General features: G+C 67.3%; 12 protein-coding genes. 1 reads left to right on the plus strand and 11 read right to left on the minus strand.

The annotated features are described in order from the left end of the window. Positions 1 to 102: 102 nt before the first annotated feature. The 11 genes from C4313_RS00675 to C4313_RS00725 all read right to left on the minus strand — a co-directional run bounded on the left by C4313_RS00675 (position 103) and on the right by C4313_RS00725 (position 15283). Positions 103 to 2088: a twin-arginine translocation signal domain-containing protein gene (locus C4313_RS00675; RefSeq protein ID WP_352427950.1), complete on the minus strand. Its 1986-nt coding sequence runs from the start codon at positions 2086 to 2088 to the stop codon at positions 103 to 105. Positions 2089 to 2174: 86 nt separating this feature from the next. Next, on the minus strand, positions 2175 to 4751 hold the full coding sequence (locus C4313_RS00680; RefSeq protein ID WP_352427951.1) for a hypothetical protein: 2577 nt from the start codon (positions 4749 to 4751) through the stop codon (positions 2175 to 2177). Positions 4752 to 4765: 14 nt separating this feature from the next. Then, the gene (locus C4313_RS00685) at positions 4766 to 6046 is read right to left on the minus strand and encodes an acyltransferase family protein (RefSeq protein ID WP_352427952.1); all 1281 of its coding nucleotides are present in this window, start codon (positions 6044 to 6046) and stop codon (positions 4766 to 4768) included. Between the two features lie 55 nt (positions 6047 to 6101). Further along, positions 6102 to 7766 carry a B12-binding domain-containing radical SAM protein gene (locus tag C4313_RS00690; RefSeq protein WP_352427953.1) on the minus strand — a complete coding sequence of 555 codons (1665 nt, stop codon included), beginning with the start codon at positions 7764 to 7766 and terminating at the stop codon, positions 6102 to 6104. A gap of 142 nt (positions 7767 to 7908) precedes the next feature. After that, on the minus strand, positions 7909 to 9309 hold the full coding sequence (locus tag C4313_RS00695) for an alpha/beta hydrolase (protein WP_352427954.1): 1401 nt from the start codon (positions 9307 to 9309) through the stop codon (positions 7909 to 7911). Positions 9310 to 9319: 10 nt separating this feature from the next. After that, a complete protein-coding gene (locus C4313_RS00700) occupies positions 9320 to 10564 on the minus strand; it encodes a glycosyltransferase family 2 protein (protein WP_352427955.1) in 1245 nt (414 codons plus the stop codon). Next, entirely contained in the window at positions 10561 to 11352 is a 792-nt protein-coding gene (locus C4313_RS00705) for an acyltransferase (protein WP_352427956.1), read from the minus strand. Before C4313_RS00705 ends, C4313_RS00700 begins: the two co-directional genes overlap by 4 nt. Before the next feature lie 157 nt (positions 11353 to 11509). Next, positions 11510 to 11929 (minus strand): D-glycero-alpha-D-manno-heptose-1,7-bisphosphate 7-phosphatase, encoded by a 420-nt coding sequence (locus C4313_RS00710; protein ID WP_352427957.1) that lies wholly within the window; start codon positions 11927 to 11929, stop codon positions 11510 to 11512. Continuing rightward, the gene (locus C4313_RS00715) at positions 11904 to 12536 is read right to left on the minus strand and encodes a D-sedoheptulose-7-phosphate isomerase (RefSeq protein WP_352427958.1); all 633 of its coding nucleotides are present in this window, start codon (positions 12534 to 12536) and stop codon (positions 11904 to 11906) included. Before C4313_RS00715 ends, C4313_RS00710 begins: the two co-directional genes overlap by 26 nt. Positions 12537 to 12547: 11 nt before the next feature. Beyond that, complete coding sequence (locus C4313_RS00720; protein ID WP_352427959.1) at positions 12548 to 13552, minus strand: GHMP family kinase ATP-binding protein; 1005 nt, start codon at positions 13550 to 13552, stop codon at positions 12548 to 12550. A gap of 249 nt (positions 13553 to 13801) precedes the next feature. Continuing rightward, positions 13802 to 15283, minus strand: coding sequence for a DNRLRE domain-containing protein (locus C4313_RS00725; protein ID WP_352427960.1), 1482 nt, complete (start codon positions 15281 to 15283; stop codon positions 13802 to 13804). 158 nt (positions 15284 to 15441) lie between these two features. Here C4313_RS00725 and C4313_RS00730 point away from each other — a divergent pair. Beyond that, on the plus strand, positions 15442 to 16037 hold a 596-nt coding region (locus C4313_RS00730; RefSeq protein ID WP_352427961.1), incomplete at its 3' end, for an ATP-binding cassette domain-containing protein.

The following is a 16037-nucleotide window of genomic DNA, read 5'->3' on the forward strand; positions in this document are numbered from 1 at the left end:
TTCTGCCAGCGCATCCGGCTCTCCTTTCAATTGAAATCAAACCAACCATATTCTAACTAAGAGGAAGACCGTTTGTCAACGGCTGGTGGAATGGGGTGAGGCTCACCCGTATTGTGCCTGGAGAACCCCTGCACCGCCGGGGAAGGGGACCCATGCGTAGGGATCCCCCCGCCATGTCCATTCCCGCCATATGACTGGCAGCCGGTCGACCGCCATTTGCACCAGGCGACCCCCCGGGATCTCAGCCGGGATTCCGATCCAGACCGAGGCTGGCGGTGGGCGATCTGCACGGATTCCTATAGAGAGCCGCTTCCCCACCGGATCCCAGCGGATCGGCTCCAGCCGGAGGGCCTCCCGGGCTTCCAGAAAGGCCAGCCAGCGCTCGGCGGACCAGATAGGGATCCCGTGTTCGACGGCGGCGTCCAGGATCCCTTCCAGCCAGGCGGCCTGGCGGGCGGCGGGCTCCCCGCCGATGGCGAAGGGGTCCACGTGGGCCTGCAGGCCCACAGCCCCCCACACGCCCGCCCGGCTGTCCGCGAGCAGGCGCCGGACGATCGCCACCGCCTCCGGGATCGGGAGGCGCGGGGCCTCGGGGATCGTCCAGCCGATCAAGTGTTCGTCTACCACGTTGGTCAGTTGCTGGAAAATGTCCAGCACCCGCCCCTGGGCGTCGACGAACCGCATGGGCAGCCCGCTGCCGGTGAAATACCCGAAGGCCCATTCCCCGTCGGCCTTTCGGAACGTGGGACCGATGTGATAGAAGTCCAGGTTCATGCGGATCCCAAGGGCTGCCTGCACCCGTGCCGTCTCCACCCACCCGCTCCACAGGACGCGATGGGTGCGCACGGTCGGCGGCACGGGCCCATAACCCATCCCAGTGAAGACCTCCCAATACCGACGCCACCCCATCTCCAAACCTTCCTCGACATACGGATGCAACCCGAACTCATGGCCCCGCGCCCGCCAGCCGCGGACGTGTTCGGGGAGGACGATGTGGGATCCCGCGCGCTCGATTGTATAGAGAAGGCGCTGCCATGCCCGTTGCAGGGAGTTCCGCAGCAGCGGCGCATAGTAGACGCTGAAGGTTCCGCCGCGGGCTTCTACCCGGCCCAGGACCTCCTCAACGGCCGATGGCGGCATGTTGTGGGCATCTCCGGTGGCAACCAGGAGGCCGAGGGCTCCCTCGGGGAAATACCAGAGGCGCGGGAGCGGGAGCCGGTCGGCAAGCATCCGGGCGATCATCCGGCTCAACAAGCGCATCTGCTCATCGGCCTGGGGGATCTCGATGCGATCCAGGTCGATCCAGCCGGCGAACCGCTCGTGGGCACGCACGCCGCGCAGGCCGTCCCGCTCCTGGTCAGCCCGCAGCGGATCTCCCTGGCGGGTGAGGGCCACGCTCCACGCCAGGTCGAAAGCCCACATCCCAGCCTGTCCCCTCCCGAAGGGATGCCATGCGACGGCAGGGAAGGGGAGATCGCCCGTCTTGCTGGAGAGCCACGCCAGGGTCTCGGCGCCGGCCGGCCGGTAGTGATCGGCGGTTCCGTGGAACTGTAGCCGTTCGCGGGGAAACCCCTGTCCGAAAGCAGGCGTGGGGTCGATCCGTATGTAGCCGTCCACGGTTTGGCCGGCCGCCGGCTCCACTCCGAAGAGGTCAGCTAGGGAGGCTGGGGGACGCATCGCCACCAGCCGCCCGCCCTCCGCCACGTAGCGACGCAGGGTTTCCCCTTGGGAGGTATCCAGAGGCCCCGCGCTCAGCAGCACGAGGGAGAACCGCGCCAAGACCTCTTCCCGTAGGGCGGACAGCGGGGCCGCCCGGAAGACATTCAAGCCTTCCGTCCGCAGGATCTCCGCCAGGTAGGCACCGGTGGACGGATCCGCCCGTTCGTTCAGGATCAACAGGATAGGCGCTTCCCCCGCGCTGAATGGCCAGCGTCGATCTGGGGGCTCCTGGAAGGGCGAATGGAAGGGAGGCGTTGTGCCTTCCACCTGCGCCCACAGCCGGTAGCCGCCCAGGACGCCCGCTGCAGCAACAGTCAGCCCCGCTGCCCCGCCCAGTTTCAAGAACTGCCGTCGCGTGATCGGCTTCATCGTCCCTCAGACCTGTAGAAGAGGGGAACGCCCGCCGGGGCCTTCCCCTCTCCAGCCTGCGCTTTGGATGTGCTCTGTTCGATGGCTCAGCCGCCCCGGCTGACGAACGGTAAGAACAGCCGGAGCCACACCGCCGTCGGGACCTCCGCGGTTGCCGGTGTCGGGTCCATCCCATCGGACCGTGCCTCCGCCCGCATCACCACCGTGGACGCGGTCCACCGCTCCGCCCGCACCTCCAGAGTGATCGTGATCTCGCCGCCCACCGGCAGCGTCCCCAGGTTGCAACGGGCGGTTTCCACCGAACACAGCGAGGAGGCTCGCTCCACACGCATCCCCGCTGGCAGGGTGAAGCTGATGGTGGCATTCGGGGCGGCCGAGGGGCCGGCATTGGTCACAACAAGAGTGTAAGTGACGATCTCGCCGACGAAGATCCGATCGGGCGTGCCGGACATCGAAAGATGCAGATCCGCCTCCACCGTGACGGTGGTGGTGGCGGTGGCGGTGTTGTTATTGGGGTTGGGGTCGGTGGTGTCGGTGGTGGCCTGGGCCTGGGCGTTGGAGGTTCCTGGCGGGACGCTGGGGTTGACGCGGGCACGGACGACCACGGTGGCGGTGCTGCCGGCAGGCAATGTCCCCAGGTTGCAGGTGGTTCCGGTGCAGGACCCCTGGGAGGGGGCAAAGCCGAGGATCGTCAGGCCGTCGGGCAATGTGAGCAGGATGCGGGTGTTTTGGGCGTCGGAGGGACCGGCGTTGGTCACCTGGACGGTGTAGGTGAGGGGATTCCCGGCGATCACGGGATCGGGGTCGTCGGCCATGGCCACCGCCAGGTCGGCCTGGGTCTGGATGGTGGTGGTGGCGGTGGCGGTGTTGTTATTGGGGTTGGGGTCGGTGGTGTCGGTGGTGGCCTGGGCCTGGGCGTTGGAGGTTCCTGGCGGGACGCTGGGGTTGACGCGGGCACGGACGACCACGGTGGCGGTGCTGCCGGCAGGCAATGTCCCCAGGTTGCAGGTGGTTCCGGTGCAGGACCCCTGGGAGGGGGCAAAGCCGAGGATCGTCAGGCCGTCGGGCAATGTGAGCAGGATGCGGGTGTTTTGGGCGTCGGAGGGACCGGCGTTGGTCACCTGGACGGTGTAGGTGAGGGGATTCCCGGCGATCACGGGATCGGGGTCGTCGGCCATGGCCACCGCCAGGTCGGCCTGGGTCTGGATGGTGGTGGTGGCGGTGGCGGTGTTGTTCGCCGGGTCATCTGGCGTGTTTGTCCCCACGACGACGGTGTTCGTCAGCGGCCCAGCCGGCGTGTTCGCGTTCATCCGGGCGGAGAGGGTAACCACGGCCGTTGCACCGGCGGCTAGCGTCCCGAGATCACAGACCGGCCCGCTGCAGGTCCCCTGGGAGGCCGAGGCGCTAAGGAGGGTCACACCGCCGGGCAAGGTATCCGTCACCCGCACGGCGGCCGCGGCCAGGGGGCCGTTGTTGGTGATCCGGATCGTGTAAGTCAACCACTCTCCTGCGAGGACCGGATCGGGGGCAGCGCTTTTGCTCACCGCGAGGTCCGCCAGTTCGTTATAACCGATGGCGATCTCACGCACCTCTGGCGAGAACATGGGGTTGGTCGTGGTCATCTCCACCCGATACTGAAGGTAGCGGGCGAAGGCGAGGGCCGCCGGGATGTTATTCGGCCCGGAGGGAAGGGGATTTGACCAAGAAGACCAGCTCACCCCGTCCGAGGAGGTGCGGACCCGGACGGCCAAAGCGGTCACACCCGTAACGGTCGCGTCCCATGAGATGGTCGTCCATTGCACCTGCTGCCCCGCATCTTGAGGACAAGATGTATAGGTCCCGTTGAGAGCATACTGACCGGCCCGCACCCAGTCGATGTCCATAGGGGTTGTGCCATAGGAGATGGGCGTTTGATGGTAGAGGAAGACCCATGATGTGACCACCGTGGTAACCGAGGGGATCACTGTCGCGAGACTGCCGTCGATATAGTAGCGGGTTGCGCCGGGCTCCCACTCGATCCGGAACACGTGGAACTGGGTCACATCGGGATCCGGGATGTCGACATCGACGATATCTCCCCCGTCATCCCGAGCCCGTGCGATCAGGTTGTTGGGATCACCGTTCCCCAGGATGAACAGGCGGATCGAGCTGGTGCGACTGGGGGGATTGTAGAGCGGGCCCCTCTCCCGGTAGAATCCCAGATCGACGGATCCGGAGGTGTTGGGGGCCTGCATCAAGCGGGCCCGCGCTTCAAAGAAGCGGGGGAGCTGGGTGAGGGTCAGAACGGACCGAAGGTAAACACCGTTCAGGGTGATGCGGCCGTTGGCTATTAGCAAAGATTGAGTTGGGCCGGCAGCGGGGTTCGAAATATCGGTGATCCAGCGGGTGGTGTCCACGGTAGCCCCGTCGAAGTCGTCCTCTACACTGGCGGTGAGGTGGAGCTCGCCGCCGGCGACGTTGCCTACCGAGATGTTGCTGGATATGGCGCATGGGGCTTGGAAATCGGCCACGGTCGTGTGGGTGATGAGGCCGGGTCCCTGGGCTCTGGCGGCCGGAGTCTCACGGCTGGCCATGGCCAGCATCCCGGCGGCCAGGAGCCCCACCAGCAACAACCCCGAGCCGATGGGAAGGCTGCTGCGAATGGCAAAACGGGCAATACGCATGGTTGTCATCCTCCTTACTGAAGCGGGTTCTGAGGCGAGATCTCCAGCCGTTCGGCGCTCCCCAGGGCCGGGGCGATGGCGTAGGGCCCCGGCGGCGGGAAGACACGGCTGAGGGGCGGGCGTTGGAGGAGCCAATTCACCCCGGATTCCACGACGGCGGATCCGAGGGCGATCCCCGCCACCACCACGCCGATGGCCAGCAGGCGAACGGGTAGGGAGAGGGCCAGCGGCCAGGTCCCTACGATGAAGGACCACAGGATGGGCTGATGGAAGACCATGATGCCGTAAGAGTATCTTCCCATCCCAGCCAGCAGGTTCTGCAGCGGCGACAGGCGCGGGAGCAAGTCGCGGCAGATCCAGATCATGAACCCGCCCATGGCGATCGTCAGAAGCGTGGGGGCGAAGACGGCCCCGAGCCGGGTGAAGGAGAGGGCCAGGCCGGCCCCATACAACAGGGCCAGCGCCGCCATAGACGTTCGGGTCCGGAAAAGGCCCTCCACACGGGCGAGGTCCCCGGCGGCCCACCAGGCCAGCCCCATCCCCAGCCCGAACTCCGCCAGCCGAGATGTGAAGAGCAGCCCGCGGGACCACATCTCGCGATCTACGGGGAGAAGGAAGAACCCCACCCACCGACTGGCGAAGGCGATCAGGGCAGCGCCGATCCAGAAGCGGAGCAGGCCGAACCGCCGCAGGGCGGCCCAGAGCAGGGGGAAGACAGCGTAAAGTTGCATGATCAGGACGATGAACCACCAGGCCGGCGAGATGAAATGAAACACATCGGGCAGGAAGCGCAGGCCCAGGAGGCTGAGGGCGAAGCGGGGATCGAGGGGCGAGAAAGGCCGCCATCCGCTCAGGTTGTTGAAGATCAAGAAGAAGAGATGGCCGACCCAGTAAAGCGGGAACAGGCGCAAGAACCGCCGCATATAGAAGGCCCGCAGGTCAATGGCTGCCGACCGGGAGCGGCTGACCAGTGCCCAGGTGAGCCCGAAGCCGCTGATGGCTAGGAAGACCCCTGTCCCCTGGTAACCGATCCAGCCCAGATATCGGAACAGGTTGGCCAGGATGAAATGGAGAGGGCTTTCCTGGGGGAGCGGGCGCAACTGGGCAACCCGGGCGGCCAGATCCGGCCAGTCGTTCCGCGGATGGGCGAACCACGGGATCCCGTAAATGGGGATCACCACATGGTAGAAGACAATCATAGCGATGGCCAGGCCCCGCATGGGGGTCAGCCAAGGCAGCCGCGGGGCGCCCGTCGGGGTGAAAGAAGATCGCAGATCCGCAGATTGGAGCCCCATCGGATCAGTCTCCGCGCCGGGATGCCGAGCGGTCGGCCCTGGAGGACCCGCCGGCTCACTCCATCCCCAGCAGCCATCGGACGTGCCGGGTGGCCACCTCGAGGGCGGAGCCCAGGACCGCCGGATCCATCGCCCCTTTCAGGAACGTGAGGATGGGCCCGGGGCGCAGGGCCCATTCCCGGAAGGCCCGCTTTTGCCAGTATTCCAGCCGCTCCGCCGACAACCCCGGGTAATCCAGGACGGTCGAACGGTCCATGTCCACTTCCTCCCAGGCCGTCCCCGGCCGGAACCAGTTGTTCTCCACCACCTGGAAGAAGAAGGGCGTCCCTGGGTACGGGGCGGCAATGTGGAAGAGGGCGAGATCTAGGGACAGCGACTTGGCGAAGTCGATGGTCTGGCGGATGGTCTCCTCGGTCTCTCCGGGGAGGCCGATGATGAAGTAGCCCCAGTTCTTGATCCCTGCCTCCTTCGCCCAGCGCAGGGCCTGCGGGGCCTGCTCCAGCCGGTAGCCCTTGCGCACCCCCTTCAGGATCTGTTCGTTGGCCGACTCGATCCCCCACGAGATCAGCCAGCAACCGGCCCGGGCCATCTTGTGCAGCATCTCCCGATCCACATAATCCACGCGGCTGTTGCAAGTCCACCGGATGCGGATCCCCTCGCGGATCAGCAGGTCGCACAGCCCTACCACCTGCTCGCGGCTGATCGTGAAGAGATCCGCATACATATGGATGTTGCGGATCCCCAGGTCGACCAGGTGACGGATCTCCTCGACGATGTTCTCCGGGGAGCGTAGGCGGATGGAATATTGATAACTCACGTGCTTGATGCAGTAGGTGCATCCTGCCGTGCACCCCCGGCTGGTGACGATGAAGGTATAGGGGCCGCGGATCAGCGGGGCCCGGTAATGGTAGAGAGGGAGCAGGTGGTGGAGAGGCAGCGGCATGTCGTCCAGGTTCCGGATGAAGGGGCGATCTGGATTGACGATCACCTGGCCCTCCCGTCGCCACACCAGTCCCTTGATGCGGGCGAGCTTCTCCTCCAGGGGCAGCGCCGCCGTCTCCCCTGCGTTGAGCGGCTGCCACGTCGGATCGCTGTCCACGAACAGCCGGTGGATCTTCCCCTCGGGGACCCGGCCCTCCAGCGTGTCGATCAGTTCGCGCAGGGTCAGTTCCGGCTCGCCACGGAGGACAAAATCGAGGGCGGGGTAGGCCTCCATCGTCGGGATGGGCATGGGAGTAACGTGGGTGCCGAAGGCGATGGTCTTCGCCCCCAGGCTCCGGGCCAGGAAGGCCCCATACATATCGTTGGTGAGGGTGGGAGCGGTCACCTGCGTGATGTAGTATTTGGGCTGCTTGCGCCGGAGCAGCGCCTCGAACTCCTTCCAGTCCATCCGCATAGCGATGGCGTCGACGATCTCCACGCTGTAATCCGGATGGAGCATGGCAGCCATCTGGGCCAGGCTGACCTGAGGCCAGATCATGTTCTCCCGGGAGCGGCGTCCCACCCGATGCTGGCTGCGGATCCAGATCGCCCCATCCGGGGAGGGCGGATTCGCCAGGAGGACATCCACGGCTTCGGGGGAGCGCGGCGGCCGCAGCCGCTGGATCACCGGGCTTGCGTCCGGGAAACGCGGCGGGGGCAACGGCGGGATCCGTCGCGTCCCGAGGTTCCGCCGCAATTCTTCTTCTGGGATGATCTCAACCGGCGTGTGTGTGGCCATCCTCAGCCCTCCTTTGCAACGACGTATGAGGCCCTCTCCCCTGATCTTCCCCGATACAGGTTAGGTGGCGGGGATCAAATGGATAGGAATTTGTAAGACATGACTGTAAGACATGACGGCAGACCGAGCAGAGAGGGGCGATTTAAGGTGGCCCGATCCGATAGCACGGCACATCTTCCTCTGGACAGCCCGGCCGGCGCAGGAAGGCCCCCGGAGGGCCCGCTGCGCTGAGGGCCGAGGTGGGCTGCGGGGTGAGGGGGGTGAGGATCACCCACCAGGAGCCAGGGGGCAGGGTCAGCCGCAGGCGGCCGTTGAGAGAGATGCGGACGAAGGCGGCATACTCGCTGCCCCTCTCGGCATCCAGGATCTGCACCCGGACCCGGGCGCGACGCGGATACAGGGAGGGTGTGATCACCGTCAGGGCATCGTGGGTGCGCACCATGAATCCCTCCGGGGAGGCCTGGAGGATCTCGGACCAGACCTCAGGGCGGGTCTTCACCAGCGTCCATCCGTAAATGGTCCGGCGGAGGGCCATAGCGAACCGGTAGCGCCAGGCGGGCGGTGGCGGGCGCGGCTCCCGGAGGGCCTTCCCCAGCATCGCGAAGGCGCGGGCGAGGGCCGCGGGGGGGATCTCATGGCCAACGCCGGGGATCTCCTCCCAGTGGTGGGGATAGCCCAAGGCGCTCAGGGTCTCGTGCATCCGGCGGCCCTGCTCGGGGCTGACCTCAGGGTCGGCGGCGCCGTGGAACAGGAACAGCCGCACTCCCATCAGGTTGGGGGCGAGATCCAAGGGGTTGTCGGCCGCGTAGCGTATCGCCTCCTCCGGCGGGCCGTAGACCATGCGCACCGCCTGGGAGCCATGGGCCTGGAGATCCATCACCCCACCGAAAGAGACAGCGGCGGCGAACAGGTCCGGCCGGTGGGCGGCCAGGGAGAAGGCTCCCTTTCCTCCCATCGAGAAGCCCAGCAGGGCCCGTCCCCCAGCCTCCCGGCGCACCGCGTAGCGGCGCTCCACCCACGGGACCACACCGTTGATGAACCAGTCATAGAACGAAACCCGCCACTCCGGCCCGTCCGGCCAAGGCAGGCGGGCATAGATCGCGTAATAGGAGGGGACACTCCCTTCCCCTTCCACCGCCACCAGGAGCAGCCGCTGGGCCTCGGCCACCTGCTCCACCTCAGGCCGCTGCCACATCCCCGGCCCCATCGCCCAGCCCGGGAGAAGATAAACCACCGGGTAGGGTGCGTGGGCCGGATAGCCAGCAGGGCGGTAAACCCAGACCGCATGGGCTTCACCCTGCCACGCCACGGTGAAGGCCTCCCACCGACCCGGGATGGAGGCGGACTGGGCCCTGTCGTTGAGGGCCCCCTCGGCGAGGGCGACCCCAAAGGGGTTCGGGCTGGTGGGGGAGATCACTAGGGTGAGACGCACCGTGGCTGTCTGGGCATGCCCGGTCCATAACGGTAGCCCGCGCCCGAGGGCCAGGATGGCGAGCGCAGAGAGCAGAAGGGCCAGGCCTCTGAGCTGGGGGATCCAGTGCACGGTGTTCTCCTCACGAAGAGAGAGGCGTCGGCGCCTCGATAACGGGCCTGGCGGTGGGGGCCGTCGCCGTTGGGTCGGGCGCTAGGTCCCGCTGGATCTGCAGTTCCCGCCGGCTCAGTTCGGAAAGGGCCCGGACCAGCAGACCGGCGGTGATCAGGTCGACCCCCATCACCACGGCCAGGGCGCTGACCGCGGGGACGAACCACGGGGCCGGGGAGGAGGGGGCGGTCAGCCCGGCCAGGGTCGCCCATCCGTAGAGGGCAATGCCCAGGGCGATGCCGAGCAGCCCCATAGGCAGGAAGCATTGCTCCAGCGGGCGCCGGAGCAACGGACGCCCGAACAACCCCTGCCGGATCGGCCGCTTGTGGAAGAGAGAGACCAGATAGTTGAACAGGGCGCCCACGGCGAAAAGGTGCAGCCCAAGGGCCATCAGGATCACAGCGGCGAACAGGCGGGGGAAGGGCCATCCCGTGGAGCCCGGCCACAGGACGGCGCTGCCGGCCAAGGCCAAGCCGATCATCCCCAGCCCGAAGCCGGTCAACCCCAACACCCGCACCGGGTTGTAGGTCATCACCGTCCAGACGATGGCATGGAGGAAGCGCAGCCCGTCCCGCAGGGGATGGAGTTTGGATTGCCCCATGCGCTCCCGATAGGGGATGGGCACCTCCACCATCCGGATGTTCTCGTAAACGGCCCGGGCGCTCATGGCCGGGGTGAAGTTCAGGCCATCCGGCAGCGGATACAGGCGCTCCAGAGCCGACCGGCGCAGCACCCGCATGCCGCTGGCGCTGTCGCTGATCGCCGCGCTGCCCAACACCCGCAGGAGGGCGGCGAAGATCCAGTTGCCCACCCGGCGCACCGTCGGCATCTCCGAATCCCGTCCGGACATGCGGGAGCCCACTACCAGGTCGGCCGCCGTCGACTGGGCGATCTGGTAGAGCATGGGGAGGGCCTCCGGCGGGTAGGTGGCGTCCGCGTCCAGGAAGGCCAGCCACTCCCCCCGAGCGTGGGCGAAGCCGGTCTTGAGGGCTGCTCCGTATCCTCGGTTCACAGGGTGACGGATCAGGCGCACCCCGGGGTAGCTGGCGGCCTCCTCGGCGGTCCGGTCCCGGGAGCCGTCGTCCACCACGATGACCTCCCATTCCTCCAGGCCGACCTCCCGAAACGCGGGCCCCAGGGCCAGCACCCGCTCCAAGACGGTTCCAATGGCTCCTGCTTCGTTGTAGGCAGGGATCACGATCGACAGCGAACTCATGGGACCTCCTTGCGAGCCAGGACCAGGGATTGGGCCACGGGCAGTCCCCCGTGGAAGACAGGTCCCTCCACGGGGGGCGCCCCCTCCAGGCGGCTTCCGATCACCCGCGCCGGGACCCCGACGGCGATGGCGTAGGGGGGGAGGTCCTGGGTCACCACGGCCCCCGCGCCGACCACCGCCCCCCGGCCGATGCGCACGCCGTCCAGCACGATGGCGCCGCCCCCCAGCCACACATCGTCCTCAATGGTGATGCCCTGGGCGGTGATCCCCTGTTCCGCCATCGGACGGTGAGGATCCTGGAAGACGTGATTGACGGCCAGGATCTGGACCATGGGCCCGGTGTAGACGAAATCCCCTATGATCACGCCGCCCTGGCCGCGGATGACGGTGTATTCCCCGAGGAAGCACTTCCGCCCGATGGAGATCCCGGCCTTCGGCAGGCCCCGGAAGTTGTAGACGTGCAGCACCGAGCCGTGCATGATCACAGTCCCATCCCCGATGGTGATCCCGTTGGGACAGGCGTGCAGATATACCTCCTCGTCCAGATAGACCCCGCGGCCGAGGGTGATGCGGCGGGGCTGGGCCAGCCGCACCCCTCGGGCGATGTAGGGGAACCCGCGGGCGTTCAGGATGAGCCGATAGGCCACCCCCCGCAGGGCGATGCCTAGGAGCCCCGGCAACCCTCCCAGGAGGGCCATCAGGGCCTGCTCCAGGAAATAGGCGCCCCATCCGGTGGACTGGGAACGGATGTAGAGATCCAGGGCCTCAACCCAGGGGAGCCGGCTCATGGATCCCTCGCAACGTTGGGGCAAGGACCCTGAGGGCCTCCCGGCCCATGATCCAGGCAACCGCCTCAGGGAGGTCGTGCAGGATGGGGACTGAGGGATAGCGATCGGCCACCAGGGCGCGATGGGCCGCTCCCCGTCCGGTTTGCACCAATATCGGCTAGCATCCCGCGGCCAGGGCGGCCTCCACATCGGTCACCGCGTCGCCGATGAAATAGGAGCCCTCCAGATCGATCCCCAGGTCCTGCGCCGCCCGGAACAGCAGGCCGGGGCGTGGCTTGCGGCAGAAACAACCCTCCTCGGGGAGGTGCGGACAGTAGTAGATGGCGTCCAGGCGCCCGCCGGCCCTGCGGACCTCCTGGAGCATGCGCGCGTGGATCTCCTCGACGGCCGCTGCGGAGACCAGGCCGCGCCGCACCGCCCCCTGGTTGGTGATCACGACCAGGGGCCAGGGCTGCCGCGCCAACCGCCGCAGGGCGGCCAGGGTGCCCGGCAGGAACCGAAACTCCGCCCAGCCCTTCACGTGGTCCGGGCGGTTCTCGCAGATCACACCGTCACGATCCAGGAACACGGCGCGCATCGGCCAGCCGCTCCTCCTCCGAGATCGACGCGACGAGTACAGGCTGCTCCCACGTCCGACGTAACACGGTGGTGATGGTGTGGTGCAGGATGAGATGGACGTCCTCGATCTGTTCCATGCACGTGCTGGGAACCACCAGGCATAGATCCACCTCTTCCCGCAGGCGCCCGCCCTGGAAGCCGGTGAGGCCGATGGTGAAGGCGCCGGCCTCCCGGGCCGCCCGCACCGCCTCCAGGACGTTGAGGGAGTTGCCGCTGCCGCTGATGGCGATGAGCAGGTCCCCCGGCCGCACCAAGGGGCGCAACTGCTCGGCAAACACGTGGCGGTAATCGGTGTCGTTGGCCCACGCCGTGAGCAGCGGAACATTGTCGGTGAGGGCCACGACGCGCAGCATCGGGGCGCCAGGCCGTCTCGTCCCCTTGGCCAGATCGCATGCAAAATGGGAGGCAGTGGCCGCGCTGCCTCCGTTCCCGCAGAGGAAAATCATGCGCCCCTCCCGGGCGGCGGCCTCCACCTGGGCGATGACCTGCAGCAGCACATCGCGGGGCAGGACCTCCAGCGCGCGCCGGACCCCGTCGAAGTATTCCTCGATCCATTCGCTCCACATGGGCCTTTCCATCATTCGATCCGGAAGACCTGCACGCCCTGGGCCTCGAAAGCCACATCCATGGGCTTCAGGCCCATCGCGGCCATGACCTCGGTGACCCGCTCGATGGCCTCCTCCGGGCAATAGAGGAGAAGGAAGCCGCCGCCGCCGGCCCCCGTGATCTTGCCCCCGATGGCCCCGGCCTCCCGGGCCGCGGCGTAGCAGCGGTCGATGAAGTCGTTGGAGATCGCCGAGGCCAGTCCTCGCTTGAGGATCCAGGCCTCGTGGAGCAGGCGGCCGAAGCCGTCCAGGTCGCCCATCGTCAGGCAGTCCTCCATGTCCTCCGCCAGGGCTTTGAGCAGGTGCAACCGGCGCAGGACCTGTGGATCTTCCTCCGTGGTGGCCTGCTGCTGGGTTTTCAGGATGGTCGCCGAGGGCCGGGCCTGGCCGGTGTAAAACAGGCGGAGCCGTCGCTCCAGAGCCTGTCGGACCTCCAGGGCCAAGGGCACCCGCTCCACGAAGACGCCAGACGCCTCGAACCGGATCCGGTTCAGGCCTCCGAAGGCGGCTGCATACTGGTCCTGCTTGCCGACCGGCAGCCCCATCCGTTCGATCTCGATCTGGCAGGCCAGTTCCGCGATCTCATACCGGGTGAGGCTCCATCCGCTCCACGCCGCCAGGGCTGCGATCATAGAGACCGCTAGGCTGCCCGAGGAGCCCAGCCCGGTGCCCGGAGGGACCTGGGCGGCAATGAACAGGTCGATCCCACCGGGGTTCCCGAAGGCCTCCAGGATGGCCCGGGGGAGGGAGAGGTTCCCGTCCCACAGTGCATCCCGGTCCGGCGCGTATTGCTGGAACAGGCTGTAGTTGGCCGAGATCAGATGGGCCGCCCGTGGCGCCGGGGAAAGCATCGTGTAGACGTAACGGTTCAGGGTGGCGCTGAGGACCTGCCCGCCATATTTGCGGAAATAGGCCGGGAAATCCGTCCCCCCTCCGGCGAAACTGATCCGCACGGGCGCTCGGGCGATCAGCAACATCGGCGGCTGGCTCCTGGATGGACGAGGATCGCTGTTCTGACAACACTGTAGCGAAGGGGGGTTTGGTGGGGATAAACAGAAAGTTAGGAAACCGTGGAGGACCGGGGCGCGCGCTGTCCACGATGGTTTAAAAACGATGACCGAGAGCCCAGCGGCATCCCGCCGCCATCACTGGGCAGGTGAGCCCCGTGGCGAGGGGCTACAGGTGCCGTGGGGGTGGGACCCGAAGGCGTGGAGGCCGGCTGCTTCTTATGGATCCCCCCAGAGGATCCGCAGCGTCGGCCGGCCTTCGGCGTTCCAGTCCTCGACGTCCGAGGAGACGAAGGATTTTCCGGAGTGATACGCCCCGTCCGCCGAATAGAGGACCAGGCGCAGCGGTTGCCCGCTGGCGTAGGCCCGGGCGACGGCGTAGGTCACATCCCAAGTGTAAGGGATGCCGGGCCAGCCTGGCCATTGGCGGACCGGGTCGACCCAGGCGCCCCCCACGTTCTCGGCCGCCAAAGGGGCGTTGTTCCAGGTCAGCGTCCGGTCGTCCCAGTCTTCATTCACTGTGAGGACCTGGATCCAGGAACGGGGTGCTGTCTCTGCGGATCCTCCGTTCCCCATCAGGTGCAACGTGAGGGTGGCAGAGAGGATGGCCTTCCCGGGTGGAAGCCCGTCCAGCGGGAAGGTCACATAATACTTCGAGAAGCAGGGCCAGTCAGCGACGTCGACCTGGTTCTGGATGTTGAAATCCGAGCGCTCGGGGTTGTAGAAGGCCTCTGTGGTCTCCCCCCACTGGGCCCAGAGGTCCTGCAGACCGCTGCCGCACCTCGTATAGCCGCCCACGGCGGCATCGCGGACGGTGGCGCCGTTCAACCGATGTCGGACGGTGAGGGTCCCTCCCGGCCGGGCGGCCGGCGGCGCATAGACGGGCAGGCCGAAGCGCAGCCGGCCCCAGGAGGCCGGGCGGTCCGGGCTCGCTCGCTCCGGCCAGGTCGTCGCCGGGATGGGGGTGCCGGTCGCGTCATCCCGGTCGTGGACCATGAGGGCCAGCCCCCAGAGGGTTCCCTCCGGCGGCGGGCCGTTCCGGCCCAGGGCGGCGAAGGGGATCTCGAAGGTCATCGCCCATCCCCGATCGTCGCCGTTGTTGTTCAGCGCATCCCCTCGCCATCCGGCGAGGGCGCCGAAGGGGAGGGAGACACGGGTCCAGCGGACCCCATCCCCACGGAAGGCCGCCTGATAGCGCCCGGAGCGGTCGGCATTGCTCAATCCGCCGATGAAGTGGAACGCGGCGGCGGTCGGCGCGCTGCCCACCGGTCCATCGAGGTTGAGGAAGAGGGAGACAGCGTCCCACGCGGTCAGGGACGTCGGGGAGGGATCGGGGTCCATCCACAAGCGGCGGTCGAAGACCGCCACGTAGACAACAAGTTCAGTGTCGGTGTAAGCCACCCGCACGTCCGCATAATTGGCGGTAGGGGTCACCCGGCCGAACCAGAAGATAGCCATACGCGCAAAATCCGTCCCCAGCGGATCCGAGAGCCGAGGGGCGTTCACCTGCCGGGAAGCCGCGGGTCCCCACTCCTGCAAGAGGAGCGGCAGATAGAGCCTGGAGGTCCCCGCCGCCGCTGCCTCGGCGTCCCCAACCCGCACCATCGGGGCTAAGGACGAGGCATGCGGGCGCCCCAGGGCGATGCTGAGGGCCACGATCCACAACCCCACGCCCCGCCAGGGTGGCCGTCGTCTCTGCACAGAAGGTCTCTCCAGATGGTCTAACAACATTCTAACCGTCAGCGCCGGGGTTGTCCAGATCGATAGATCCTCCGGCCCCCACCGGGAACGCCCGCTTTCAGACAGTCGATGTCATGGCAAAGTGTCCGGGGCGGAGAGGGGGAGCGGATATAGAAGTGGTGCGCGATCGGCGCGAGGTGGCGCGCCGCGTGGAGGCGGCCTTGGAGCGTCTGGGGCTACAAGAGGTAGCTGATTGGAGGCCGCACCTGCTTTCGGGTGGCATGGCCCAGCGGGTCGCCTTGGCCCGCGCCCTGGTGCGGCGACCCCGCGTGCTGTTGCTGGATGAACCGTTCTCTGCCTTGGACGCGCCCACCCGCCAGGCGTTGGGAACGCTGGTGCGCCGGCTGGCCGAGGAAGACGGCATCTCCGTGGTGATGGTCACCCACGATATCGGCGAGGCCCTGTCGGTAGGCCACCGGGTGCTGGTGCTTTCCCCACGACCTGCCCGCACGCTGCTCAGCGTCAAGCCCGACGGCAACGGACGGCTTCAGGAAGCTCTCTTGGCCGCCCTGGGTCCGGGGGCCCTTGCCGCCGGCATGGCCGGCGCCGCCTGCCTGGCTGGCTGTGCCTCCTTCGGCGGGCAAGGCCCGACGACCCACCCCTCCTCGCCGTCTGAGGGCGGTTCCGACCAGCCCCTGCGTATCGGCTACTTGCCCATCACGGATGCTTCGCCCCTGCTGATCGCCGATGCCTTGGGTTACTACTGGGTTACTAC

The organism is Thermoflexus sp. (assembly GCF_040289485.1).
In the GTDB taxonomy this organism is placed as follows: domain Bacteria; phylum Chloroflexota; class Anaerolineae; order Thermoflexales; family Thermoflexaceae; genus Thermoflexus.

Coding starts and splice junctions, on each gene's coding strand:
- C4313_RS00675 (WP_352427950.1), bottom strand. CDS start 2,088: ATGAAGCCGATCACGCGACGGCAGTTCTTGAAACTGGGCGGGGCAGCG.
- C4313_RS00680 (WP_352427951.1), bottom strand. CDS start 4,751: ATGCGTATTGCCCGTTTTGCCATTCGCAGCAGCCTTCCCATCGGCTCG.
- C4313_RS00685 (WP_352427952.1), bottom strand. CDS start 6,046: ATGGGGCTCCAATCTGCGGATCTGCGATCTTCTTTCACCCCGACGGGC.
- C4313_RS00690 (WP_352427953.1), bottom strand. CDS start 7,766: ATGGCCACACACACGCCGGTTGAGATCATCCCAGAAGAAGAATTGCGG.
- C4313_RS00700 (WP_352427955.1), bottom strand. CDS start 10,564: ATGAGTTCGCTGTCGATCGTGATCCCTGCCTACAACGAAGCAGGAGCC.
- C4313_RS00705 (WP_352427956.1), bottom strand. CDS start 11,352: ATGAGCCGGCTCCCCTGGGTTGAGGCCCTGGATCTCTACATCCGTTCC.
- C4313_RS00710 (WP_352427957.1), bottom strand. CDS start 11,929: ATGCGCGCCGTGTTCCTGGATCGTGACGGTGTGATCTGCGAGAACCGC.
- C4313_RS00715 (WP_352427958.1), bottom strand. CDS start 12,536: ATGTGGAGCGAATGGATCGAGGAATACTTCGACGGGGTCCGGCGCGCG.
- C4313_RS00720 (WP_352427959.1), bottom strand. CDS start 13,552: ATGTTGCTGATCGCCCGAGCGCCCGTGCGGATCAGTTTCGCCGGAGGG.